This is a genomic window from Trinickia symbiotica, from assembly GCF_002934455.1.
In the GTDB taxonomy this organism is placed as follows: Bacteria; Pseudomonadota; Gammaproteobacteria; order Burkholderiales; family Burkholderiaceae; genus Trinickia; species Trinickia symbiotica.
Genome location: NZ_PTIR01000003.1, coordinates 14,100 through 37,334, shown reverse-complemented (window position 1 = coordinate 37,334; position 23,235 = coordinate 14,100). Strand labels below are relative to the sequence as shown.

The window sequence follows — 23,235 nt, the reverse complement described above, 5'->3', positions numbered from 1 at the left end:
CCGCGGCGCTGAAATCGATTCGTTGCCCGAATGAATAAAGATCTTCCGAAGCCTCGTTTGGCCTCGCCAAAGGTCGCTGATAGTTTGTGCACACAATCACCGAGGCGGAGTTTTGCATGACAGTAATCGACGAACTCGTTTCCCCGCATGACGATGCGCCGGCGGCGAACGCCACGCGCATCATTGCAAGCGACGAAGAGGCGGTCGCCATCGCGCACGAGCTTGCGAAGCGCCTCGCCGAAGAAGCCGGGCTGCGCGATCGCGAGCGGCGGTTGCCGCGCGATGAGGTTGAGTGGTTCTCGCAGACCGGTCTCTGGGCCATCACCGTGCCGAAAGCCTATGGAGGCGCTGGCGTATCGTTCGTCACATTGACCGAGGTCGTAAAGATCGTTGCCGCGGCGGATCCATCGCTCGGACAACTGCCGCAGAATCACTTCGGTCTCGTCGACGTGATCGCGCTGACAGGGACACCCGAACAGAAGCGATTTTTTTTCGCGGAGGTGCTCGCGGGTAAGCGCTTCGGCAACGGCTTCTCGGAGAAGGGAACGAAGCATGTCCTCGACCTCAAGACACGCGTGACGCGCGATGGCGACGGCTACTTGGTCGAAGGGACCAAATTCTATTCGACGGGAGCGCTGTTCGCGCACTACGTCCCGGTACTCGGCCTCGACGAAGCCAGCAAGGGCTGGCTTGCCTATATCCCAAAGGGCACGCCAGGTCTGTCGGTGATCGACGACTGGTCGGGCTTTGGTCAGCGCACGACCGCAAGCGGCACCGTGGTGCTCGAGAATGTGCGCGTGCCCGCGTCACACGTGTTTCCCGCTCATCGCGTATCGGATCTGCCGACGCTGAACGGCCCGATCTCACAGATCATCCAGGCGGCGATCGATGCGGGCATTGCGCACGCGGCGCTCGCGGACACACTGCGTTTCGTACGTGAGCGCACGCGTCCGTGGATCGACAGCAACGTCGAGCGCGCTGCCGACGATCCGCTCATCGTCCGAGAGATCGGTCGCCTGCATATCCAATTGCACGCGGCCGATGCGCTGCTCGAGCGCGCCGCACGCGTGCTCGACGAGATTACGGCCAAGCCCGAGACGAGCGAGGACGACGTCGCGCGGGCGTCGGTCGCGGTTGGCGAGGCGAAAGTGCTGACCACCGAAATCGCGCTCCTCGCGGGCGAGAAACTGTTCGAGCTTGCCGGCACCCAGGCGACGCTTTCCGAGCACAATCTCGACCGCCACTGGCGCAACGCACGCACGCATACGCTGCACGATCCCGTGCGCTGGAAATACCACCTCGTCGGCAACTACTACCTGAACGGCGTGAAACCCGCGCGCCATCCCTGGAACTGAGGCGCGCGTCATGACGAGACAGATCCGCCTCAACGCGTTCGACATGAACTGCGTCGGGCACCAGTCGCCCGGCTTGTGGGCCCATCCGCGCGATAGCTCATGGCGCTACCGCGAGCTCGGCTATTGGACCGATCTCGCCAAGCTGCTCGAGCGCGGCAAGTTCGACGGGCTATTCATTGCCGATGTACTCGGCATCTACGACGTCTATCAGGGCAGCGGTGAAGCGGCGATCCGCCAGGCCGCACAGGTGCCCGTCAACGATCCCATCCTGCTCGTCTCGGCGATGGCGCACGTCACCGAGCATCTCGGCTTTGGCGTGACGTGTTCGCTATCGTACGAGCATCCCTATCCGTTCGCGCGCCGAATGTCGACGCTCGATCACCTGACCAACGGCCGGATCGGGTGGAACATCGTGACGTCGTATCTCGACAGCGCCGCGCGCAACGTCGGCCTGCCCGCACAGGCGAACCACGACGAACGATATGCGCTCGCCGACGAATACCTCGAGGTCTGCTATAAGCTGTGGGAAGCATCGTGGGAAGACGACGCGGTCGTGCGCGATGCGGCGCGGCACGTGTTCACCGAGCCGTCGAAAGTGCATCCGATCGGTCATCGCGGCCGCTATTTCGACGTGCCCGGCATTCATCTCAGCGAGCCGTCGCCGCAACGCACGCCGGTGCTCTACCAGGCGGGTGCATCGAAGCGCGGCAAGGATTTCGCTGCGCAGCACGCCGAATGCATCTTCATTGCTGCGCCATCGCGCGTCATCCTGAAGGCGTTCGTCGCCGACATCCGCGCGCGTGTGAAGCGCTTCGGCCGCGACCCGCACGACGTGTTGATCTTCAACCTGCACACCGTGATCACGGGTGCAACCGAGGCCGAGGCGCACGCGAAGCATGCCGACTATCGGCGCTATGCGAGCGACGAGGGTGCGCTCGCGCTGATGTCCGGCTGGACCGGCATCGACCTCTCGAAGTACGACCTCGACGAACCGCTCCAATACGTCGAGAGCAACGCGGTACAGTCGGCCGTCGAAGCGTTGTCGAGCGCGGACCCGACACGTGTCTGGACCGTGCGAGAGATCGCGAAGTGGGGCGGCATAGGCGGCCTGGGGCCGCTCACCGTAGGCGATCCGGTGCAGGTGGCGGACGAGCTGCAGTCGTGGGTCGAGGAAACCGACGTGGATGGCTTCAACCTGGCTTATGCGCTGACGCACGAGACGTTCCGCGACTTTGTCGAGCTCGTCGTGCCGGAACTGCAGCGGCGCGGCATCTACAAGACTGACTATGCGCCGGGCACGTTGCGTGAGAAGCTGCACCGACGCGGCGCGCGGTTATCGGAGCCGCATCCTGGCGCGGGCTACCGAGCGAGACGGGCCGAGCCAGCGCTTTGACTTCACGGCGCGACACTTGACATGACATGCGCGAACGCCCATCCCGGTGAAATCAAGCGTGAAGCAGTGCGCGACCTTCGAGGTTGACTGCGCGATGATGGTCCGCCCTCGCGGAGGTCTCGAATTGAACATCGATCAACGGTATGGCGGTGACAGCCATGGCGACGCCTTTCGACGAAGGCAGCAGCCCGGCGAACGCGGCGGCTCCAGTGCCGCACGCGACGGTGAGCAACATAGTGGCGACTACAACGATTGACCACGTCCGTATCGATGTCGATTTCCGCGCGCTCATCAAGGCACTCATGATGGCGACCTCCTCTTCGTGTTGGTTCTCTGAGGTTGAATATAACCGCCATCGTTGGCCGAAGCCCCCTCGAAAAAGTGACATTTGTAAGCGAATGTCCGGTATGCCGTTCGTCGTCTCATCGCCTGCCCATCGCTCCGGCGACGCGGCGCAGACGTTCCTCGACGAGATGCCGTATCAGATCGAGCAACTGCCCCGGCGCGTACGGCTTTTTCAGGAAAGCATCGACGTGCACCGGCGGCGGAGCCGCCTGCGCGGAGTTGAGGACGACGGGGACGTCGGACAGTCGGCCATCGGCTGCCATTGCGTCGACGAGCGCCGGCCCATCCATGACCGGCATCATCACGTCTGACACGACTACGTCAGGAGGCTGGCCCCGCGCTTTTTCGAGGGCATCCTTGCCATTCTCCGCGGTAAGAACCTTGTATCCGCCCTCCGCGACGATCGCTTCGAGCGCGCCAAGCACGTTCGGGTCGTCGTCGACGAGTAACACGATGACCGGTTTAGGGGATTGCGTCGAAAGGAGCGGACGCGGCTGCGACGTTCCAGCATCGAACGCCTCAGCTTCAGGCCGCCCCGTCCAGCCGCTACCATCGGCGGTTTCCCGCTGCATCACCGCGCGATGAAACGCCATCACGTCGGCGGTCTCCCGAAGGAGCGTCAATAGTCGTTCAGATGTGCCGTCATCAATGCTGCGGTTCTTCGCACGCTGTACGCGGCCTTCCTGGGCCCGTATCAATTCGAGGCATCGTTCGATATGCTTGTCGGCCACCGTCAGATCAGATGATTCGCGGCGATTGCGTATCATTACGGTTTCCCTCGCCGGCTCGGCGGCGACCGGCCGCTGCGATATCAGGCGGTCGCGCCCCAAAACCGACGAAAACGAGAGTGTTGCGCTTGTATCACTACTGAAACATCGCGCGTGCCTGGTCGCGCAAATGCTGGCGCAAATCCGAATCTGCTATGCCCAATCGTTCATTGGTGAGCGGGCAGCGCATAAGCAACCACATAATCGCCGAGCTTCGTACCGAACGAGCCATGGCCGCCCGCCGCGATGACGACGAACTGCCGGCCGTTGACCTCGTAGGTCATCGGCGTGGCCTGGCCTCCCGCGGGAAGCCGCGCGCGCCAGAGTTCCTCTCCCGTATCGGTGCTGTATGCACGGATGTAGTTGTCCGCCGTGGCGCCGATGAAGAAGACATGCCCCGCGGTCGTGACGGGACCGCCGAGCATCGGCATTCCCATCTTAAACGGCAGCGGCACGGGCGCGGTATCGCGTACTGTTCCGATCCTCTTTTTCCATACGATTTTGTTCGTCTTCAGGTCAATCGCCGCGACGTAACCCCATGCCGGTTCTTTACACGGCAGATTGATCGGGGACATGAAAGGATTGAGCGTCACGCCGAAAGGCGTGCCGTACTGCGGCTGAATGCCGACCTCAGTGCCGGTACCGCTTTGCCCGGCTGCGGGAGGTTCGATCGGGTTGCCAGGGCCGCGCGGGATCAAGCGCGAAACGAATGGCAGCGCGATGGGATTGGCAATCGCGATCTGCCGATCCGTATCGACGGCGAGTCCGCCCCACTCGAACATGCCGAGATTGCCGGGGAAGACGAGCGTGCCCTGTTCCGACGGCGGCGTGAACGGACCCTGATAGCGCAGGCGGTGAAAAATGACGCGGCATGCGAGCTGATCGTACATAGTCGCGCCCCACATGTCGGCTCCCGTCAGATTCTTGGTGGGGCGAAACGTCAGCTCGGAGTACGGCTGCGTCGGCGAAACATGATCGCCTTTCGCCGCGCCTTGTGGAACCGGCCGCTCTGGAGCGGGCACGACCAGCGCGCCGGTGCGACGATCGAGGACGAAGATATTGCCAGTCTTGGTGGGCGCATAGACGACCGGAGTCACTTTGCCGTTGCTGTCGGTGATGTCGGCGAGTGTCGGCTGAGCAGGCAGATCCATGTCCCACAGGTCGTGATGGACGGTCTGATAGAACCAGGCGAGCTTGCCCGTCGATGCGTTGAGGGCCAGCAGCCCGCTCGCATAGCGTTCGTCTTCGGGCGTGCGATCGCCCCCCCAGATGTCGGGCGTCGTGACGCCCATCGGCAGGTAGACAAGATCGAGTTTCGGGTCGTAAGCGGCGGGTGCCCATGCGTTCGGCGAATTGTGCACGAAGGTGTGCTGATCGTCGGGGATCGCGTTGGGCGTATCGGAGCCCGGATCGAACGCCCAGACGAGCTTGCCGGTGTCGACATCGAAGCCGCGTATGACGCCCGACGGCTCGCGCGTCGAATAGTTGTCCGTCACCGAACCGGCGACGACGATGATCTTATTCGTCACGATGGGGGGAGAGGTCGGCTCGAACTGCCCTGGCGTCGTGACGGGCTGCAGATGCTGAAGATCGAGGTCGCCGTTATCGGCGAAGCCGGCGCAACGCTGACCGGTTTCGGCGTCGAGCTCGAAGAGATGACCATCGTTGACGGGCAGGATGACGCGGCGCGCGCACGGAGCCGAGGTGGCTTGGTCCTTGCCGTTCGCGGCTGACGCTGCCGCGGTCGTTTCGTGATAGGACACGCCCCGGCACGTCACGTGCTGAAAGCTCGGGTCGGGCTTGAGACCGGGATTGAACTTCCATTTTTCCTTGCCCGTTGCCGCGTCGAGCGCAAAAAGTATCTGGTGAGGCGAGCAGAGATAAAGCATGTCGCCGACCTTGAGCGGTGTGACTTCGTCCGTGATTTCGACGGGGTCGTGGGGCCCCTTTTTGTCGCCGGTTTCGAACGTCCACGCGGGTTGCAGGTCTTTTACGTTTTGCTGATTGATTTGCGCGAGCGGGGAATAGCGCGTGCCGGCCTGTGTGCGGCCGTAGGCCCGCCAGTCGTCAGGATGCGCCGGAGCTTGTCCGCCGCCCGAGCCTGTCGCACTCGCCGTGATTGTGCCGTTGATTACCTGCGGATCGTTGAACGATGCGTACGCGAGTGCGGCGCCGGTCAGCACGAGGCAGATCGCTAATGCAATCGCGCCAGGGCGCGCGGATGGAGTCGTGGAAAAGCGATAGACGAACGGCAGCAATAACCAGATGCCGAAAATCACGAGGACATCGATGCGTGGCACGAGCGCCCAGAAGTCGAATCCGATTTCCGCGATCCCCCAGATCAACGTACCGATGAGCAGCAGCGCATAAAGCCCCAACGCCAATCCGTGACGAAGGTACACGAGAGCCGCGACCACGAGCATGACGATGCCGGCGATCAGGTAGTAAGGCGACCCGCCGACCGCGATCAGCCAGATACCGCCCACAACGAGGTAGAGACCAGATATCCCGGCAAACAGGACAGTCAGCCACGTTGCGAAGCGTCGTGGCGAGGAAGGCGTGTTCATGCATGGACCTCCGATACGTTGGGCGGGGTATGGAGCGCCGTCATCACGGGCAGACGGATGCCAATCGGTGCCTGGCTTCCAGCATCCTATGTGCCGCGCTCGATAAAGCGCTGCCGGAAGTGCTGGCCGGCGTGTCAGAGCGTCTGCCGGGGTACTGATCGATACCACGCGTATGCAGTGGAACGGGCCGCAGCGATTGAGCGAGCAGATCGGTGCGATCGAGCGACGGCTCCGCGAAATGGAAGAAAGTCGTCACGCGATTGCATCTTGATGACGTCGGCACCGAACTCGGCCAACATTTTTGCGGCGAAGGGTCCGGCGATGAGCTGTCCCATTTCGAGTATCCGAACGCCTTCCAAAGGACGCTTCATGGCAGTTGTCTCCGTTGATTGGATTGACATCGTGGAGACATGTTGCGGGAGTTCGACGCGCGCGAAAATCGACGGATTATCAAGCAGGCTTTCCTGGACGGAAAAGCGCCGTGCTCTTGTGCCGGTCATCGCCTCGCTCGAGCGCTCCTGCGACTCAATGGACCCGCGTGCTACGATTGGCGTTCGTCTGGAGACATTTGATGGATGCCGACCTGGCCCGCCGATTCGATATCGAATTCGCGCCGCGTATCGCACAGACGCTGGCTCAGATCTTCGAAGGAAAAGCACGCGCGGAGGTGGTTCCGTGTGGCGATGCTGAGCATCCCACCGCCATCGTGTTGCGCAGTGCGCCGCACGAGCATATACGCGGCTATCAACATCCGCTCAACATCCGGTTCACGTGGGACCCTGACGAAATCAAAACGCTTGTCGGTCCCCATGGCCGCGCACGCTTCGCGCATTACCTCGAAGCCTTGCCGCGCAAGCTGTCGGCATGGGAGGCCGCACGCGACATCGATTTCGCGTCACGCTCGCAAGCGGAGCCCGCCATCCTGCTCGGCAATCTGGACTTCGAAGGATAAGCATCCGAAATTTGGCGGGCGCGGCTGACGGGCATCGAACATGCCTGGAGCCGGCTATTCCTCGCAGCTCCTTTCAATATTTCGCTCCGGTGTCTATTTGCCGCACCGAATCTGGCCTATCCGGTCCGGCTCGCAGTTGCGGTGCAGCCGCAGCACCCTGCCGCGCAATGAGCGATTGCCCCTACATTGCATAAATCTTTCAAGATAATTACATTATCGCGACATCAAACTCGCGAGGGGCGGTCTTTCTTCCCGGCGTGCGAGCAGGGCGCGGAATTCTCCATTTCTTGAAAAAGGCAATAGCGAAATCTCTATGACGGACCAGTCGACTCAGCTTCTCATCGCCGAAAGCAATACGCGGCGGCGCATCTTTGCCATTGTGGCGGCATCATCGGGCAACTTGGTCGAGTGGTTCGACTTCTACATCTATTCGTTCTGCGCATTGTATTTCGCCCCCGCTTTTTTCCCGGGCGGCAATACCACAACACAACTGCTCAACACTGCCGGCGTGTTCGCGGCCGGCTTTCTCATGCGTCCGATCGGGGGCTGGTTCTTCGGGCGGCTGGCGGACAGGCACGGCCGACGCACGGCGATGATGGTGTCCGTGTTCATGATGTGCGGCGGCTCGCTCGTGATCGCCGTACTGCCCACCTACGCTCAAATTGGTGTGCTTGCCCCCACGCTGCTGCTGGTCGCAAGGCTTTTCCAGGGGCTGTCCGTTGGCGGCGAGTACGGGACTAGCGCGACTTACATGAGCGAAGTCGCGATGCAAGGGCGGCGCGGTTTCTTCGCTTCGTTTCAATATGTGACGCTCATCGGCGGCCAACTTTGCGCCGTGCTCGCGCTCGTTGTCTTGCAGCAGACGCTGAGCACCGAGGACTTGAAGGCCTGGGGGTGGCGAATTCCGTTCGTCATGGGGGCCGTTGCAGCGCTGGTCGCACTCTATCTGCGCAAGTCCCTCGACGAAACCGCCACCACGGAAACCCGCTCGCGCCGGGAGGCCGGTACGATCCGCGGATTGTGGCAGCATCGCGGTGCGTTTCTGACTGTCGTCGGTTTCACGGCAGGCGGATCGCTCGTCTTCTACACGTTCACGACTTACATGCAAAAGTACCTCGTGAATACCGCGGGCATGCATGCAAAGACCGCGAGTACGGTGATGACCGGCGCGCTCTTTGTCTACATGCTGATGCAGCCGCTTTTCGGTGCGCTGTCCGATCGCATCGGCCGGCGTCGATCGATGCTGTTGTTTGCTTCTTTCGCGGTTATCGGTACGGTGCCTTTGCTCCATGCACTCGCTGGCGTAACGAGCCCTTATGCGGCGTTTGCCCTGGTCGTGACCGCGCTCGCGATCGTGAGCTTCTATACGTCGATTAGCGGCCTTATCAAGGCGGAAATGTTCCCACCCGAGGTTCGCGCAATCGGAGTCGGCCTCTCGTATGCGGTTGCCAACGCGATCTTCGGCGGTTCGGCCGAGTACGTTGCACTGTGGCTGAAACAGGCGGGTAGCGAGTCGATGTTCTACTGGTACGTGACAGCGATGTGCGCATTCGCCGGCATCGTCGCGCTACGCATGCGCGATCCTTCGAAGGAGGGGTACCTGCGCAACGAGCCCTAGGCGGTGGTGCGAGCGCAATGCGATTGCCGAATCGGTGTCTCCGCGTTGCGGGATCGCCAATGGTGTTTCTTACTGGCGCAGCCCGAAAACGCCATGCCACAACGTACTGAACAAGTTGGCATGCGCGCGTTCACCCCGCGTATCGGCGTCCTCGCTCGGCGTTGGCTCCGGGTCCCGCCGCGAGGTGTCCGGTTTCGATTGTGGTTCCGATTGCGGGTCTGGATTCTCGGGTGCCGCCGCCTGCGTCACAGCTTCCTCGTCGAGGGGCGCTCGATCATCCTCGTTCGCATCCCGAGATGGGGCCGATTGTCGCGAGGCATGCAGCGCGGCAACGCTATCAGCGATGCGTCCGGCGAGCTCGACTTCGCAATCGCGCCCCAATAGCACACCAAACAGGACGTCGCGGTTATAGCCGCGTTCGGCGAAGCGCATCGCGAGCCTCACGAAGCGCGCGTACTCGGCCTGGCGCGCCGCCTCACGCTTGGCCTTTAAGCGCTCTTCTTCGTCGCGGCGGCGAGCGAGACGGCTCACCTCCTCGGCATAGACCGAATCGTAGACGCGGCGCTGCACCGGGTCCGACAGGATCGCGTAAGCTTCCTTGATTTCCTGAAATCGTGCGTGTGCCGACGCTTCGCGCCCGACATTGCGGTCGGGATGCGCTTTCATCGCGGCCCTTCGATATGCGCGCTTGATTTCATCATCAGTGGCGTCTTCGCGCACACCCAACGTCTCGTACAACGTCGCCATCGTTCGCCTGGATCAAATATGCATGCCATCGATCGTAGCATTTGTTCGGCAGCGCCGAGTCACGCGACGACCGACTTTGCGTAGGCCTTGTCCGTTCGGCGTAGTGACCCACGATTGGCTTTGGCTTGCGCGAAAAGGTGGCTAGAATCAGGCCGGTTACCATCTGACGATAAGGGGCGAACATGACCGACGAAGCAACGGCCGAATCCGCGCCGCCGCTCCCGGAGCGTATCAAGCACGTATTCGTGCTGATGCTCGAAAACCGATCGTTCGACCACATGTTCGCGTTGTCGGGCATGCCCGGCATCGTCGCAGCGACTTCCAACGATTCCAACCCGTACGCGAACGCGACATACGCGTTCGGCGGAGGTGCGCCCGATCAGATGCCCACCGATCCCGGGCATGAATTTGCCGACGTCGTCGAACAACTATGCGGCGCCGGTGCGCGATTTCAAAGGGGCCAGGCGTACCCCGCAATCAACAACTCCGGCTTTGTCGCGAACTACGCGACGACGCAGACGGAAGGCTCGCCGCCGCAGCCGGCCGACGTCGGCAAGATCATGCTCGGCGCCGACATCGAGAAGCAGGCGCCGTCTCTCTATCGACTGGCGACGGAGTTCGTACTCTGCGATGGCTGGCACTCGTCGATGCCGGGCCCGACGTGGCCGAACCGATTCTTCTTGCACGGTGCGTCATCGGCCGGACTGGACCATTCGCCGACTCGCGCTGAGCTGGCCGAATGGGAGACCGTGGACGGCTTCGGCTATCCGAAGGGTTCGATTTTCGACGCGCTCCGCAAGACCGGTGGGGATAGCTACCGCCTCTATCAGGACGAAACGGGCACGCTCCTGGGACGCGTGCCGCAAGTTGCATCGCTCAGAGGCGTCAGCTTTTTCGATGTCGATGACCTGTCGCACTTCGCGGACGATCTCGCGGCCGGCTATACGGCCCGCTACACGTTTATCGAGCCCGCGTATGGCGACATCGTCCACGATACGTACGAGGGCGGTACATCGCAGCATCCCATGGATGGTTTGGCCGGTGGCGATCAACTCGCGGCCCGCGTCTATAACGCGATTCGCAATTCACCGATTTGGCAGAGCAGTCTGCTCGTCATCCTGTACGACGAGCATGGCGGCTTCTACGATTCCGTCGCGCCCGGCACTGCGGCACCGCCGAACGACGGCGCGCCTGACACGCTGAACGCGAGTGGCTTCTCGTTCAACGTCTATGGCGTGCGCGTGCCTGCAATCGTCGTCTCGCCATGGGTTGCTCGCGGCCACGTGGAGCACACCGTTTATGACCATAGTTCCGTTCTTGCAACCGTCGAGCGTCTGTTCGGCCTCGCCCCGTTGACTGATCGGGACAAAAACGCGAACGATCTGCTGTCGCTCGTCACGACGACTTGCCGCACGGACTGCCCGCAAAGGATAGGATCATGAGCCAAAATTCCGCCCCGGATAGGCGCGACGACGAGCCCTTGCGCGACGGTACCAGCCTGATGGCCTATCTCCATGTGCTGAGGAAGGCGCACATCGCGCTGGTGGGGCGCGAGAGGGCGCATGCGCGTTTCCGCCAATTGGCTACGCGTGGCCACGCGAAGCAATACATTGAGGAGCTGATGCCGCTACTGCTGGCAGAGCGCGCCAAACATCGCCATCGGCGGGGCCATCATGGTCGGCCTTAGCCGGCCGTGCATTCGCACTGACTCAACGTCACTGTACACGGCTCGCCCCGTCGACTCGGGCAATACAGCGAGCCATCCGATCATGATGCCGCGCGGCAGCGAGGCAACGGCGTGTCGGCTCCGCCAAAGCTTCCGCTTTTCCCGCCAACCTGACTGTCAATGCGCGCGATCGCGTGGCGTGGCGCGATAATCGCGCTACCGCGATCGACTTCACCGGCCCGGTCAGCTGCGCGGGGGGAGTGGGCAAATGAGACTCTCACCTTGCCTTAGCCGCATCTATGCGCTGCTGTTTGCCGTGCTCTTTGCCAGTTGCGGCGGCGGAGGCAGTTCGAGTTCGACTTCGAGCACAGGCTCCGGGGCGGGCTCGGGAGGAGGCTCGTCGGGAGGGGCTTCGTCGGGAGGGGCTTCGCCTGGAGCGGCTTCTCCGGGAGGCGGTTCCTCGGGATCGTCGAGTGCGATGGCCGTCGATGTCGCGACTTATCACAACGATATCGCCCGCACGGGCCAGCAGTTGGCCGAGAAGACACTGACGCTTGCCAACGTGAATGCGACGACGTTCGGCAAGATCGGTTTTTTCGCCACGGACGGAAAGGTCGACGCGGAACCTCTCTACCTTGCTTCAGTGCCGATCGCGGGCGGATCCCACAACGTGCTCTACGTCGAGACAGAGCACGCGAGCGTCTACGCGTTCGATGCCGATAGCGGCACGCCCCTATGGCACGTCTCGACGCTCGGTGCCAACGAAACGCCGAGCGACGACTTCGGCTGCTTCCAGATCTCTCCAGAAATCGGCATCACCTCTACGCCGGTGATCGACCGTTCTCGCGGACCGCACGGTGCAATCTATGTGGTCGGCATGTCGAAGGATGCATCGGGCAACTATCACCAGCGTATTCACGCGCTCGACATGACAACGGGGGCCGAGCTGTTCGGCGGCCCGACCGAAATCGCCGCATCGTTCCCGGGCAACGGACCGAACAGCGCGGGCGGGGTTCTGACTTTCGACCCGAAGCAATACGCGGAGCGTCAGTCGTTGCTCGAACTGAACGGCAACATCTACACGGGTTGGACTTCCCATTGCGACCATGACCCATACAACGGGTGGGTGATTGCTTACAGCGCGGATACGTTGAAGCAGACGAGCGTTTTGAACCTCACGCCAAACGGCACAGAAGGGGCGATATGGATGAGCGGTGCCGGCATGGCGTCGGACGGACAATCGATCTATTTCCTCGATGCGAACGGCACGTTTGACGCGACGCTGAATGCGAACGGCTTTCCGGCGCTAGGAGATTTCGGCAATGGTTTCCTGAAGCTCAGTACGACGAACGGGCTCGCGGTCGCCGACTACTTCAACCAGTTCGACACGGTTACCGAATCGCAAGCGGACGTCGATCTCGGTTCGGGCGGGGCGCTCGTGCTGCCGGACTTCGCTGACGCATCGGGCGTCGTTCACCATCTCGCGATAGGGGCGGGGAAAGATGGGAACATCTACGTCGTCGATCGCGATTCGATGGGCAAGTTCAGTCCAGGCGCGAACAACATCTATCAGCAGATCAGCGGGCAACTAATCGGCCGGGAATTCGGCATGCCGGCGTACTTTGGCGGCACGGTGTACTACGGCTCGGTCGACGATCACGTCAAAGCATTCACCGTGTCGAATGCGCGTTTTTCCGCAACGCCGACGAGCCAGTCACCGGAAACGTTCGGCGCGCCGGGCACGACGCCGAGCGTATCGGCAAACGGCTCCTCGAATGCGATTGTCTGGGCCGCGCAAAACGGCAACATCGCGGGGCTCTACGCGTACGATGCGACGAATCTCGCGAACGAGCTTTATAACAGCAATCAAGCTCCGAATGGACGCGATCAGTTCGGCGCGGGCAACAAGTTCATTACGCCGATGATCGCGAACGGGAAGGTGTACGTAGGGGCGACGAACGGTGTGGCGGTGTTCGGGTTATTGGGCACTCAGTAGCCATTTGGTTCATCGACGAGCGGTGACGACAACCGATCAAAGCAAGCAGTCGTTGCTCGATGAAGCTCCCAGGAAGTAGCTTGGCAGACAAGAAACCCCCTAGCGCGGCTTGCTCCTTGTGCTCTTCGTCGCGCTCCTCATGCTCCCCGAACGCGATGGTTCTTTGCTTGCAGAGACGCCGCCGACGTTCATCCGTTCCATAGACGTCAATGCTTCGACGTACGACAAAAACTGCCTCAGATAGCCCGGCGATGCTTTTTGCATCAGCGCGAGCGCCCGGTGAACGAGGCTCTCCGAATTGAGCGGGCCCGCATTGTCGGGTACCTGCTCGAGCGACTGCCTCAATTGGCTTTCGACGTTGACCTTGGACCATACTTCTCTGAAGTACCCGAGTGCCTCGAACTCCGCTCCGGGGTGGCGCCAGTGCACGGCGTCGCCTGTGCGCAAGCTCATGCCGCTAACCGACGACCGATTGGCAATGGAATCGACGAGCTGGGCGAGTAGCCCACGTGCAGGCTCGCGCGGCGACATTGCTGCCTCGCTATGGGTTGTCTGGGACGCGGCGCTTCCGACTTCGTCCGCGTAAGCCTGGATCAGTACGGAGAGCCTCTCTTCAAGGATGCGTCGCGCCTCGCCGCATTGTTCGGCGGTGCGTCTCTCCAATGCCTCGATGAATCTGAAGCGAATGGGATCAAGGCCATCGGCGCCACGCGCTTTCCATTGCTCGAGCCTCGCGCGTGCCTCAGTTGCGGCGCTATTCATGGGACATCGACGTTGCCTTCGAGGGCCTGGGAACAGGCGCAATTTCCACGCGGCGGTTCTTGGCCCGGCCCACGTCGTCGGAATTCGAGCTCACGGGTTGTTCGGAGCCGAACGCAGCCGCGAAGACGGACGAGGCGGGGATGCCCTCGTCGATCAACGCACGCGTCACCGTCAATGAGCGTTTCGCCGACAGCTCCCAGTTATCCGCGAAGCGCCGATTGCCCTCGCGCACCTGTCGGTCGTCGGCAAAGCCGCTGACCATCAGCATCTCGTCGTGATCGTGCAGATACGCCGAGAGCGGGCCGGCCAGACTCTTCAGAATGTCGCGGCCCTGCGGCTGCAATTGATCGGAGTTCAACGCGAAAAGCAGGCTGCCGCTGATGCCGATATGGCCATTGACGAGCGTGACGCGGCCGGCCGCCAGCGGCCCGGCCAGCGCTTGCTCCAAGGCGTGTCGGCGCGCCGCTTCCAGCTGTCGCTCCTTCACCGCTTGTTGCAGCTTCGCCGAAAGCTGCAACTGAACGCCGATGACGCAGACGAGGATCAGCACAAAAATGCCGAGCAGCACCGACATCAGATCGCCGAAGGCGGCCCAGACGGGCGTCGTCGGTTCTACGCCTCCGTCGATTTCGTCGATCATGCCGCCGTCTCCCGCCCGGAGAGCTGCTGCATCTCTTCGACGATCCGCTGCTGCGACAGCATGCTGAGCTCGATGACCTCCTTTGCCTGCGCGACGTAGTAGGCGAGCTGCTCGTCGCTGCGCGAGAGGGATTTGTCGAGCGCCGTTTCAATTCGGCTTAGATGCGTCAGCAGCTTGTCGTTGGATTCGCCGAACGACTGCACGGCCGCGCCGAACGCTTCGCCGAGGCTCGCTACTTCCACGGCGCTCGCCGTGACTTGCGCCGTCACCGCACCTAGCTTTTCGGCGTGGGCCTGCACGTTGTCAGAGAACTGAGCGCCCACGCGATCGAGTAGGCCGGCAGACGTCGCAATCAGCGAGTCGACCGCCTCCCGCTGTTGCGAGGAGGCATGATTGACGGCATCGAGCAGCGTCTGAAGCGTTTCGAGCAAGCGGGTGCGCTCTTCGAGCATCGCCGTGTCGCGGGCCATGCTCTCCGAAAGCTTCTCGCGCAGCTCGCCGATGATTTCCGCCGCTGCCTTCGGCGCTTCCGAGGCCGCCTGCACGAGCCCGGAGATTTCAGCGATGGTGTCGCTCGCGTGCGCCTTGGTTTGAGCCGAAATGTCCCGCGCGGTGCGCGCGAGCGTATCGCAGATCTCCTTTTGCCGACTTGCCGTCAGCGCGTTGATCTGCTCCCATTGCGCGCTCAGCGTCGTGACCATCGAGCCCAACGTTTGCGTCCAATCCGCGAGTCGTTGCCGATCCTGCGATGCCAAGTCCTCTTGCAACTTCCGATGTGACTGATCCACGCCGCCAATCAGCGATGCCGCATTCTGCTCGAAAGTGGCGGCCGCGACGGCGAGCGCCCGCTCGTTGCGGTCCGCCAACCGCTCGTTGATTCGTTCTTGTTGCGACAGCGACTGATTCCACGTGCCCGACACGCTATCCGCTGCCGCTTCGAGGCGAGCCGAGACGCCCTCGAGCAGATTACTCGTGCGCTGCGTGAGCGTTTCGTTGAACTGATCGAGCGACAGGCTGAGGCGCGCGGCAAGCGCCTCGCTCGACTTCTGATGCTCCGCGAGCGCCTGGCTCCATACGTTCGCGACGGCGGCGGTCGAAGCTTCGAAGCCGGCCGCTAGACCCTGCAATTGCTGCTCGACGGCATGCCGGATGGTGCCGTGCAATGAAATGGTCTCGCGCGCGAGGCTCTGCATCGTCGTGTCGACGATCGGTTGCAGCGTCGTGCTGGCCACGCGCGCGCTCTCGGCGGCGCTCGCCTTGAACGATTGCGCCACGGAGGAAGCCAAGCGATCGTAAGCGGCCTCGACTCTGTTGTAGAACGCCTCTTGATGGGCGGCCTGTCGCTCGCTCAATGTTTCGTTTTGCTGCTCGATGGTGGCCATCATGGCCTGTAGCCGATCGACGAGGACCGGCATGGCTTCAGCCTGCCGCTGCAGCAGCCGCAGTGTTTCCTCTCGCTGATGCGTTTGCGAATAGGTCCGCAAAGTCGTCGCTATCCTCTGATCGAGCCTCTGTGCCGCGAGAATGCGCTCGCGCCGGCAGAGCGCCGAAAGCAGCCCCAGCATGGCCGATGTAGCCACGCCCGCGATGGAAGTGCCGAACGCGAACCCCAATCCTTTGACCGGTGCGGCGAGGGTTGCGCGGACCGTTTCGATGTCCATTGCGCTTTCGAGCGCCGTTCCGGTGCCGTGCAATGTGGTGACCATGCCGAGGAGCGTACCGAGCATGCCGAGCAACACCAACAAGCCGACAAGATACGGCGCGAGCGTCGGTCCCGGCAACGCTGCGCGTTCGTTCTCGATGCGTTGACGCACCGCGTTGCCGAGGCTCGGGTGCAATCGTTGGAGCCATGCAGCGAGGCTCGGCGGTGGGCCGGAGAGCTCCATCACGGCACGCACGAGCGTAGCCGTCGCGTGCTGATAGCGCTGCAACTCCCATGCGCCTGCGAGATAAGACGCAACGATCAGGAACGTGACAGCGAAGGCGAGCGGATTCGTGCCGATATAGCCGAAGCCGATCCAGCATGCAACGCAAAGTCCCGCCAGGAACACAACAAGATTGATCAAATTTCTGGACATAACGTCTCGGTCAGCTCGTGCGAAGGGCCGCGAGCAACCCTTCGACCGGTTGAAAACGGAGGCTCAGTTCGGCGAGCAGCACGCTGCGCATCTCATGACGAAATGCGTCGAGCCACGCATCGTGCGGGGCGGGCGGGTTGCCACTTTCTGCATGGCCCTCGCGGTCGTCGTCGTGGGCGGCGGCCGCATCCTGACTGGCCTGACGCAGACGCTCGAAACGAACATTGAGCAAGTCGGGGATCGCCGTCAGCAGGTTGTGCTCGCGCGCACTCAGCGCGCGCTCCATGACCGCATCGACAGCCGCGAGCTGGGCCAGCGCGGGCCGTTTCGCAGCCAGCGATCGGCGCAGGCGTTCACGCAGCTTACCGATGCTCGCGTCCATCGCCTGCTGCATCGACAGATAACAATGGCGAAAGACGGTGTAGTCGACTACCTCGTCGGCGTCGACGAGGCCTTCCCGGCGAGCCCCGTGCGTCGACCTGCTGCGTTTCTCGATCGCGAGCACGCTGTCGCGAGCGATCGCGTCGGCTAGCGATGCGCGCACGCGTGAACACTCGTTCTCGTCGCTGGCGATGGCGGCTTGCGTATCCGAGACAGGGGCCGGCGTCGCAGCCAACGCCGTGGACATCGCAATGGCGTCGGTCCAGTCGAGCCATTGGCTCAGCCGTTCCGACAGCGATTGAGTCGATTCGGGAATACGGGCGTCCGCCAAGCGAGCGAGCAAGCGAATAAGGGTCTGGCTGCTAAAAGCCGTGCGCTGCGGGGCTTTCACTACCACTGCACCATCTAAGTCGAAAAAGGCAGCAGTTTACACGCCGACGCGATGTCCTGGCCGATTCGTCGAGATGCGCTGAGAGCAGGCGGAAGAATTCGAGGCCATGATGGCCGAAGTGGGGCAGCCGATGAGGCGGGGTCGACATCATCACTGCGGCGAAGGTGCCGCAGGCGAATCGATGCAACCGGGGGCGGTGAAGCGTGCATGGCGCCAGACGGCGACTGCTTGCACGCTTCCCGCAGATGCCGCGCTTGCGACAAATGCGCGGGAGAAGCGGGTGGCTTATCAATCGTCGTCGTGATGGCGGCGATGGTGCTTGCCTCTCCGATAACCGCGGTGGTAGTCGTTGGAGTACGAGTTCGATCGCGAGATGTTGCCGCCGACCGCCGCGCCCGCGCCGCCGCCTACCGCGGCACCGATGATGCCGCCGCTGCGTCCGCCCATCGCATTTCCGGCAGCGGTGCCGGCGCCGCCGCCGAGCGCACCGCCAATGATGGCGCCCGTGCGCTCCCTGCGATTCGAGGTGAGCGCGCCGCCGGCGCCGCCGCCTACCGCGCCGCCGATGACGGAGCCCGTGCTCCCGCCTAGCGCACCGCCGACAGCCGCACCGGCGGCGCCGCCGAGCGCGCCACCGAGCGCATTGTTCAAGTCGCTCGCGAGCGCGGGCAACGACACTGCGGCGCTCAACGCCGCGGCAGCAACGATCTGAATGATTTTCTTCGACATGTTAGAGGCCTGACGTGTACTTGTTTGAGGCAGCGCGGAGTATAGCGGAGAGTCGAAAGGCTCCTGTAACACGCCGGTTCGGCTTCAGTAAGAGGTGTAACAAAGTTGACTTGCCACGCCTCCGTCGGCAGGACGAGAATGGGCTGAGAGCATTTGCCGCCCGCCCGGCACGCAGGAGAGCGAGATGGACGACCCTTACGACCTTCAGCGCTTCGTCGACGCGCAAAATCCGGTGATCACGCAGGTGTTCGAGGAACTGCGCGAGGGCCACAAGCGCACTCATTGGATATGGTTCGTGTTTCCGCAAATCGAGGGCCTCGGGAGCAGCCCAACGGCGGAGCGGTTCGCGATTTCGTCGCTTGCCGAAGCGCAGGCTTATCTGAAGCATCCGGTGTTGAGCGAGCGCCTGCGCGAGGCGACGCGGCTCGTGAACGACGTGGAGCGTCGTTCGATCGAGGAGATTTTTGGCTATCCGGACTACATGAAGTTTCGCTCATCGATGACGCTGTTTTCGCGCGCGACGGAAGATAACCAAATCTTTCTAGAAGCGCTGCGTAAGTACTTCGCGGGCGAGGCTGATACTAAGACGCTGCAGCGGATTTAGGCGCATGCAGACGTTTACCTATGCGTCGCTTATCGGCGCGACGGCTTCAGTTAGTGGGCAGAGGAACCCTGGAGTGCGCACATTCAGTGCTCACACCGCACATCCTGCTTTCGCACAACGATAATCACAGGGTATGTTCCCTGGTCGAGCTCGACACGGGCGACGACGGCCATCGTTGCGCCGCCGGAGTCGTCATACACGCTGACTCTTTCATTGCGAAGGTTTGTGAGTCCGGTGCAGGCGGAAGCGCGGCCCTCGTCGGAAATCCGGCATTGGATCGGGTTATCCGCGAGATAGCGATATTTGCTGTTGTCCGGCGTCGCGAGATATTCGCGAACGCTCTCCGCGGATCCGCCGATGCCTGTGACGTAGCCGATGGCGCACTGCTGCTCGGATGTATCGCTGGCGCCGGACGTCTGGGCTATCGCCGCCGTGCTTGTGGCTGCGATGGCGACTGCGAGTGTTGCCGCAAGGGGAAGTTTCACGATGCGTGGTGGGTTGTGGAGACGAAGTAGGGGATTGTAACGGCAGCGGCTATAAGCTAAACGCGAGCATCGAAAGGGACATCACAAAGCCGATTTGCTTCTGCACAGTTGCGCAGGTGGGCTACCGCGCGAAAGAATGGAAGTCCTTCACGGACTGAGAGTGCGTGCCTCGTGGAATCGCAGCCCGTGTATGTCCGTTTTAGGGAATCAGGAAAGACCGCTGTGGGTCGACAGCGGAGGTTCGGGGTCGCGCCGGGAGGATCGACCGTCGTTCAATGACGGTTTCCGGATTTGGCCACTTTCTGCCGCTCGCCTAAGCCATGCAATGGTCACTCGAACCGCTGCTCCGCTCCGAAACCCGCCCGATGCTCAACGCGCGGGTGTCGGCCAGAAGGGACATCAATCTGAGCGGCCAAAGACGCCCAACTCCACCCAACGGGGCGTCTCTCCTGTTAATCCCTGTCAGCTTGCGGGATTGCGTGCCATGACGATCCACGCCGCGCCGTCGATCATCACCGACCGCTCGCCGGGAAGGCCCGCGAAGGCGGCGCGAACCGCGGCCGACGCGTGGGCGCGGATGTCGTCGGGCTGATCAGCGAGCGCGCGCGACAGCGGGCCGACCTCGAGCGTCATCTTCACCGCGTCGTCGATCGCAGCGTCCCGCGTCCCGCCCTCGCCAAACGGGACGGAAGCATCGAAGGGCGCGATAGCGATATCGGTGAAGCCGGCTGCCGTCAGGATGCGCGACACCCGCCCCCGGTCGCCGAACGAAAATGGGCCGGGCGCTTCGGGATCGGGCGGCGCGCTCGGCGGGAGGATGCCCTTGATCGCGCCCATCGGCAGGCGCACCCAATCGTTCTCGGCCGCGCCGCGCCAGCAGACGAAAGCGACCCGTCCGCCCGGCCGCAGCGCGCGTCGCATATGGGCGAACGCCGCTGTCGGATCGTCGAAGAACATCACGCCGAAACGCGAGAACAGGATGTCGAACGCGCCCTGGGGCAACTCGGCGCTGCTGGCGTCGGCCACTAGGAACCGGACCGGCGTATCCTGTGGCGCAACCGCGCGCGCCCGGCCGATCAGCGGTTCGGATATGTCCACGCCCAGCACTTGGCCCCACGGACCGACGCGGGCGGCCAGTGCCAGACTCGACGCGCCCGCGCCGCAGCCGACGTCCAGCACGCGCTCGCCCTTCGCGGGCGCGGCGGCTTCGATCGCGGCCTGGCCGAACTCCGCCACCATGGCGTCGAGCCGGGCCTGGTTTGCGACCCAACGCTCCCCGCTTTGGCCATTCCAGTCGCCGACATGATCGGCACTTTGCTTTGCCATGATATCTCCGTGTTCTGATTTGCTCTTAACTAAGCTGTCCGATGCCAAAGCGCGCATCACAGTCACAGCCCCCGCTTGTTCAAGGAACCCCACACACGCCAGCGTTCCAGGAGTTAAGCGTCCACTATGAGTCTGTGCTCTCAAACCAGCATCGACTGCTGGGCGAAGATACCCGCCATCGCGCCCTGCGATGATGCCTGGGTGACCGAGGGCAAGAAGGGCGTGGCGAGGTCGCCGGCGGCGTAGATGCCGGGCATGCTGGTTTGGCGGCGCTCGTCGACCTTGAGAACGATGCCGGTGGGCGTATCGACCGTGTCGAGGCCCAGTGATTCGTGTAGGCTTGCGGACGGCTTGTTGCGCGGCTGGGCGAACAGGATGTCGACCGCGACATTGCGGCCGGTATCGAGATTGACGGTGGCGATATGGCCGTTGTGATGGGCGATCTCGACGATCCGGCCATCGACGACAGGTATGTTGCGGCGCGCCAGATCGGCCTGGATATCGGGCGGAATGTCATGGCCATCGGCGAAGACAGTCAACTTGTCGGTCCAATCGCGGAACAGCCTGGCAGACTGGTGCGACTGCGGGCCGGACCAGACGAGGCCCCAATGCTGGTCGGCGACTTCAAAGCCATCGCAATAGGGGCACGGCACGATGGACGTGCCCCAGCTTTCGGCAAAGCCCGGAACATCAGGCATCTGGTCGGCGACGCCATAGCTCAGGATCAGGCGGCGCGCCCTCAGGCTTTCCTGATCGTCAGTGACAACGCAGAAATCGTCGATGGCGCCAGACGCGCTCTCGGCCCGGGCATTGACGAGGCTAATCGTTGGATAGCGCGCCAGCTGCTGCCGCGCCTCGACCAGGATGTCCAGCGGCGGCTTGTGATCGTGGCCGAGCAGGCCATGCGAGTGGCCGGCGAAGCGATTGCGCGGCAGGCCGGTATCTAGAACAGTGACCTTGCGGCGGGCACGGCCGAGCTGGAGGGCGGCGGCGAGGCCGGCAAAGCTGCCGCCGATGATGATGACGTCATCCATGGTGATGGCCTCCGTGTGTGGATGAGGGTTCGGTTGGGGCTCGCTTGCATAATTTAGATACTGTGTGGTATCCTAATCGAAGAGTTGAGATACTGTCAAGTACTGGAATTGCCGTGACCAAAAATAGCCAGGCCCGGCGCGGCCGGCCCGCCAACGAGGCGCTTGGCCAAACGATCGTCGACGTCGCGCGCGAACTCTTTGTGGAATTGGGTTTTCAAGCGACGACATTGGACAAAGTCGCCCAGCGGGCGAAGATATCCAAGCTCAGCATCTATCGGCGCTTCGAGAACAAGGAGGCGCTGTTCAGCGCGGCCATCGCGGCCGGCTGCCATCAGCTGTTTGCACCACAGACCCTTCTTGAAGGCGTCGACGGTTCGGTCGAAGATCAGCTCATGGCGGTGGGATCATTACTGCTTCGCACGCTGTTGAGATCAGACGTCCGCAGTGTCGAAGCCATGGTCACGGCCGACAAGACGAATCAAAAGTCGTTAAGTAAGCTCCATTACGAAGCCGGCCCCGCCCATGTCATCGCCCAAATCGAGGCCCTGTTGCGTCAGTTGCACGCGAAGGCGGTTCTGAACGTGCCCGATCCTCTCCGGTCCGCCCGCTTGTTTGCCGCGCTTTTCAAAGGATCCGATCTCCTGGTAATCGCTCGCTTCGATCAGGCGAGAGCGGAGGACGACAACGAAATCGAATCCTATTGCCGGTCGGCCGTCGCCATGTTCATCGCCGCGCACGGTGGCAACGACGACGCGGACGGATAGTCTAGTTAAGGACGGATTAGGACAAGCCGGGCGCGCGGGTCGCTTTCTGCTGGCGCGGCATGGCCGAGAACGATTGGCGGCGCTTGCCGATGGGCGCGATCAAGGACATCGTCCCGCCGACGGCGCCGCCCGATCCCGAAGCGCCCGGCCCATTCTCGCTCGCGACCGGGGGCGCGTGGCCCCGCTAGAAATCACGAAACTTCCCCGCTTTGATGTCTTCGATGGTTTGAACGATCAGCGTCCGATGCGCGATCATGGCCTCCCGTGTCGACTGTAAAGTTCTGAGGAGTTCCGCTGCAGCGGCCGTGTCGTGACCATCGCGCTGAAGGTCTGCGATCAACGACGCTTGTCTACGGATCCGCTCGTTTGCATCCACCAGATCAGCATCAGCCTTGGCGAGTGCCGCCTGCTCCTTCAAAAGATCCATGATTGCCTCCCTCCTGCCATATTGGCCCATGATCGCTCGTCAAAGCATACGCTGACGCCAAGCCGAGAGTGCGCCGAAGCGGAAGCCACCGTGGACGGCGGCCTAGTGGCGTAAGGCAAAGGACGCAAGGACCATGCTATCTCGCTGATGTTTTTGCGGCGGTCCCAATGGCCACGACATTTCCCGAAAAAATTCCTCCGGCCATCCA

General features: G+C 62.5%; 22 protein-coding genes and 2 pseudogenes. 11 read left to right on the top strand and 13 right to left on the bottom strand.

The features are described from left to right. Positions 1 to 116: 116 nt before the first annotated feature. The 3 genes from B0G57_RS06335 to B0G57_RS32100 all read left to right on the top strand — a co-directional run bounded on the left by B0G57_RS06335 (position 117) and on the right by B0G57_RS32100 (position 3,004). Positions 117 to 1,355, top strand: a complete 1,239-nt coding sequence (locus tag B0G57_RS06335; protein WP_102606840.1) for an SfnB family sulfur acquisition oxidoreductase — start codon at positions 117 to 119, stop codon at positions 1,353 to 1,355. Between the two features lie 10 nt (positions 1,356 to 1,365). After that, entirely contained in the window at positions 1,366 to 2,748 is a 1,383-nt protein-coding gene (locus B0G57_RS06330) for an LLM class flavin-dependent oxidoreductase (RefSeq protein ID WP_102606839.1), read from the top strand. A gap of 124 nt (positions 2,749 to 2,872) precedes the next feature. Beyond that, positions 2,873 to 3,004, top strand: coding sequence for a hypothetical protein (locus B0G57_RS32100; protein ID WP_262984465.1), 132 nt, complete (start codon positions 2,873 to 2,875; stop codon positions 3,002 to 3,004). 166 nt (positions 3,005 to 3,170) lie between these two features. On the opposite strand, the gene B0G57_RS06320 is transcribed toward B0G57_RS32100, so the two are convergent. From B0G57_RS06320 to B0G57_RS31590, 3 genes and pseudogenes are all read right to left on the bottom strand, one after another. Then, positions 3,171 to 3,860: a response regulator gene (locus tag B0G57_RS06320; protein WP_223258621.1), complete on the bottom strand. Its 690-nt coding sequence runs from the start codon at positions 3,858 to 3,860 to the stop codon at positions 3,171 to 3,173. A gap of 167 nt (positions 3,861 to 4,027) precedes the next feature. Next, on the bottom strand, positions 4,028 to 6,427 hold the full coding sequence (locus tag B0G57_RS06315) for a glucose/quinate/shikimate family membrane-bound PQQ-dependent dehydrogenase (RefSeq protein WP_102606838.1): 2,400 nt from the start codon (positions 6,425 to 6,427) through the stop codon (positions 4,028 to 4,030). Between the two features lie 260 nt (positions 6,428 to 6,687). Then, positions 6,688 to 6,798 (bottom strand): annotated as a pseudogene (locus tag B0G57_RS31590) (CoA transferase); the annotation flags it as partial. 200 nt (positions 6,799 to 6,998) lie between these two features. Here B0G57_RS31590 and B0G57_RS06305 point away from each other — a divergent pair. Next, a complete protein-coding gene (locus B0G57_RS06305) occupies positions 6,999 to 7,379 on the top strand; it encodes a DUF5594 family protein (RefSeq protein WP_102606837.1) in 381 nt (126 codons plus the stop codon). A 313-nt stretch (positions 7,380 to 7,692) separates the two neighbouring features. Beyond that, positions 7,693 to 8,997, top strand: coding sequence for an MFS family transporter (locus B0G57_RS06300; protein ID WP_102606836.1), 1,305 nt, complete (start codon positions 7,693 to 7,695; stop codon positions 8,995 to 8,997). A 69-nt stretch (positions 8,998 to 9,066) separates the two neighbouring features. On the opposite strand, the gene B0G57_RS06295 is transcribed toward B0G57_RS06300, so the two are convergent. Beyond that, positions 9,067 to 9,744, bottom strand: a complete 678-nt coding sequence (locus B0G57_RS06295; protein WP_102606835.1) for a J domain-containing protein — start codon at positions 9,742 to 9,744, stop codon at positions 9,067 to 9,069. A gap of 182 nt (positions 9,745 to 9,926) precedes the next feature. Between B0G57_RS06295 and B0G57_RS06290 the strand changes: the two genes are divergently transcribed. The 3 genes from B0G57_RS06290 (at position 9,927) to B0G57_RS06280 (ending at position 13,406) form a co-directional block, all read left to right on the top strand. Then, complete coding sequence (locus B0G57_RS06290; protein ID WP_102606834.1) at positions 9,927 to 11,186, top strand: alkaline phosphatase family protein; 1,260 nt, start codon at positions 9,927 to 9,929, stop codon at positions 11,184 to 11,186. Further along, positions 11,183 to 11,431, top strand: coding sequence for a hypothetical protein (locus B0G57_RS06285; RefSeq protein ID WP_102606833.1), 249 nt, complete (start codon positions 11,183 to 11,185; stop codon positions 11,429 to 11,431). Before B0G57_RS06290 ends, B0G57_RS06285 begins: the two co-directional genes overlap by 4 nt. 247 nt (positions 11,432 to 11,678) lie before the next feature. After that, positions 11,679 to 13,406, top strand: a complete 1,728-nt coding sequence (locus tag B0G57_RS06280) for a pyrrolo-quinoline quinone (protein ID WP_102606832.1) — start codon at positions 11,679 to 11,681, stop codon at positions 13,404 to 13,406. Between the two features lie 99 nt (positions 13,407 to 13,505). Here the strand turns inward: B0G57_RS06280 and B0G57_RS06275 are convergent, their stop codons facing one another. The 5 genes from B0G57_RS06275 to B0G57_RS06250 form a co-directional block, all read right to left on the bottom strand. Beyond that, positions 13,506 to 14,168 carry a DUF2894 domain-containing protein gene (locus tag B0G57_RS06275; RefSeq protein WP_102606831.1) on the bottom strand — a complete coding sequence of 221 codons (663 nt, stop codon included), beginning with the start codon at positions 14,166 to 14,168 and terminating at the stop codon, positions 13,506 to 13,508. Next, on the bottom strand, positions 14,161 to 14,808 hold the full coding sequence (locus tag B0G57_RS06270) for an OmpA family protein (protein ID WP_102606830.1): 648 nt from the start codon (positions 14,806 to 14,808) through the stop codon (positions 14,161 to 14,163). The genes B0G57_RS06275 and B0G57_RS06270 overlap by 8 nt, the downstream gene beginning before the upstream one ends. After that, positions 14,805 to 16,886: a DUF802 domain-containing protein gene (locus tag B0G57_RS06265; protein WP_102606829.1), complete on the bottom strand. Its 2,082-nt coding sequence runs from the start codon at positions 16,884 to 16,886 to the stop codon at positions 14,805 to 14,807. The genes B0G57_RS06270 and B0G57_RS06265 overlap by 4 nt, the downstream gene beginning before the upstream one ends. Positions 16,887 to 16,896: 10 nt before the next feature. After that, positions 16,897 to 17,658, bottom strand: a complete 762-nt coding sequence (locus tag B0G57_RS06260) for a DUF3348 domain-containing protein (RefSeq protein WP_317615661.1) — start codon at positions 17,656 to 17,658, stop codon at positions 16,897 to 16,899. A gap of 288 nt (positions 17,659 to 17,946) precedes the next feature. Then, positions 17,947 to 18,387 carry a hypothetical protein gene (locus B0G57_RS06250; protein ID WP_102606826.1) on the bottom strand — a complete coding sequence of 147 codons (441 nt, stop codon included), beginning with the start codon at positions 18,385 to 18,387 and terminating at the stop codon, positions 17,947 to 17,949. A gap of 184 nt (positions 18,388 to 18,571) precedes the next feature. Here B0G57_RS06250 and B0G57_RS06245 point away from each other — a divergent pair, with 184 nt between their 5' ends. After that, on the top strand, positions 18,572 to 18,991 hold the full coding sequence (locus tag B0G57_RS06245; protein ID WP_102606825.1) for a DUF1810 domain-containing protein: 420 nt from the start codon (positions 18,572 to 18,574) through the stop codon (positions 18,989 to 18,991). A gap of 83 nt (positions 18,992 to 19,074) precedes the next feature. Here B0G57_RS06245 and B0G57_RS06240 read toward each other — a convergent pair whose 3' ends face one another. The 3 genes from B0G57_RS06240 to B0G57_RS06230 form a co-directional block, all read right to left on the bottom strand. Beyond that, on the bottom strand, positions 19,075 to 19,476 hold the full coding sequence (locus B0G57_RS06240) for a hypothetical protein (protein ID WP_102606824.1): 402 nt from the start codon (positions 19,474 to 19,476) through the stop codon (positions 19,075 to 19,077). A 462-nt stretch (positions 19,477 to 19,938) separates the two neighbouring features. Beyond that, positions 19,939 to 20,802 (bottom strand): class I SAM-dependent methyltransferase, encoded by an 864-nt coding sequence (locus tag B0G57_RS06235; RefSeq protein WP_102606823.1) that lies wholly within the window; start codon positions 20,800 to 20,802, stop codon positions 19,939 to 19,941. Positions 20,803 to 20,942: 140 nt separating this feature from the next. Next, positions 20,943 to 21,836 (bottom strand): NAD(P)/FAD-dependent oxidoreductase, encoded by an 894-nt coding sequence (locus B0G57_RS06230; protein WP_102606822.1) that lies wholly within the window; start codon positions 21,834 to 21,836, stop codon positions 20,943 to 20,945. Positions 21,837 to 21,949: 113 nt separating this feature from the next. Between B0G57_RS06230 and B0G57_RS06225 the strand changes: the two genes are divergently transcribed. Next, complete coding sequence (locus B0G57_RS06225; protein ID WP_102606821.1) at positions 21,950 to 22,600, top strand: TetR/AcrR family transcriptional regulator; 651 nt, start codon at positions 21,950 to 21,952, stop codon at positions 22,598 to 22,600. A 23-nt stretch (positions 22,601 to 22,623) separates the two neighbouring features. After that, positions 22,624 to 22,781, top strand: a pseudogene (locus tag B0G57_RS06220) (SAM-dependent methyltransferase); the annotation flags it as partial. Between the two features lie 3 nt (positions 22,782 to 22,784). Here the strand turns inward: B0G57_RS06220 and B0G57_RS30825 are convergent. Then, positions 22,785 to 23,027, bottom strand: coding sequence for a hypothetical protein (locus B0G57_RS30825; RefSeq protein WP_146013349.1), 243 nt, complete (start codon positions 23,025 to 23,027; stop codon positions 22,785 to 22,787). Positions 23,028 to 23,235: the final 208 nt, after the last annotated feature.

What these genes read in the sequence shown, in the direction of transcription:
- B0G57_RS06235 (WP_102606823.1), bottom strand. Translation starts at nt 20,802, where the DNA reads ATGGCAAAGCAAAGTGCCGATCATGTCGGCGACTGGAATGGCCAAAGC.
- B0G57_RS06330 (WP_102606839.1), top strand. Translation starts at nt 1,366, where the DNA reads ATGACGAGACAGATCCGCCTCAACGCGTTCGACATGAACTGCGTCGGG.
- B0G57_RS06250 (WP_102606826.1), bottom strand. Translation starts at nt 18,387, where the DNA reads ATGTCGAAGAAAATCATTCAGATCGTTGCTGCCGCGGCGTTGAGCGCC.
- B0G57_RS06230 (WP_102606822.1), bottom strand. Translation starts at nt 21,836, where the DNA reads ATGGATGACGTCATCATCATCGGCGGCAGCTTTGCCGGCCTCGCCGCC.
- B0G57_RS06290 (WP_102606834.1), top strand. Translation starts at nt 9,927, where the DNA reads ATGACCGACGAAGCAACGGCCGAATCCGCGCCGCCGCTCCCGGAGCGT.
- B0G57_RS06285 (WP_102606833.1), top strand. Translation starts at nt 11,183, where the DNA reads ATGAGCCAAAATTCCGCCCCGGATAGGCGCGACGACGAGCCCTTGCGC.
- B0G57_RS06275 (WP_102606831.1), bottom strand. Translation starts at nt 14,168, where the DNA reads ATGAATAGCGCCGCAACTGAGGCACGCGCGAGGCTCGAGCAATGGAAA.
- B0G57_RS06305 (WP_102606837.1), top strand. Translation starts at nt 6,999, where the DNA reads ATGGATGCCGACCTGGCCCGCCGATTCGATATCGAATTCGCGCCGCGT.
- B0G57_RS06320 (WP_223258621.1), bottom strand. Translation starts at nt 3,860, where the DNA reads ATGATACGCAATCGCCGCGAATCATCTGATCTGACGGTGGCCGACAAG.
- B0G57_RS06270 (WP_102606830.1), bottom strand. Translation starts at nt 14,808, where the DNA reads ATGATCGACGAAATCGACGGAGGCGTAGAACCGACGACGCCCGTCTGG.
- B0G57_RS06280 (WP_102606832.1), top strand. Translation starts at nt 11,679, where the DNA reads ATGAGACTCTCACCTTGCCTTAGCCGCATCTATGCGCTGCTGTTTGCC.
- B0G57_RS06245 (WP_102606825.1), top strand. Translation starts at nt 18,572, where the DNA reads ATGGACGACCCTTACGACCTTCAGCGCTTCGTCGACGCGCAAAATCCG.
- B0G57_RS06315 (WP_102606838.1), bottom strand. Translation starts at nt 6,427, where the DNA reads ATGAACACGCCTTCCTCGCCACGACGCTTCGCAACGTGGCTGACTGTC.
- B0G57_RS06300 (WP_102606836.1), top strand. Translation starts at nt 7,693, where the DNA reads ATGACGGACCAGTCGACTCAGCTTCTCATCGCCGAAAGCAATACGCGG.
- B0G57_RS30825 (WP_146013349.1), bottom strand. Translation starts at nt 23,027, where the DNA reads ATGGATCTTTTGAAGGAGCAGGCGGCACTCGCCAAGGCTGATGCTGAT.
- B0G57_RS06335 (WP_102606840.1), top strand. Translation starts at nt 117, where the DNA reads ATGACAGTAATCGACGAACTCGTTTCCCCGCATGACGATGCGCCGGCG.
- B0G57_RS06295 (WP_102606835.1), bottom strand. Translation starts at nt 9,744, where the DNA reads ATGGCGACGTTGTACGAGACGTTGGGTGTGCGCGAAGACGCCACTGAT.
- B0G57_RS06265 (WP_102606829.1), bottom strand. Translation starts at nt 16,886, where the DNA reads ATGTCCAGAAATTTGATCAATCTTGTTGTGTTCCTGGCGGGACTTTGC.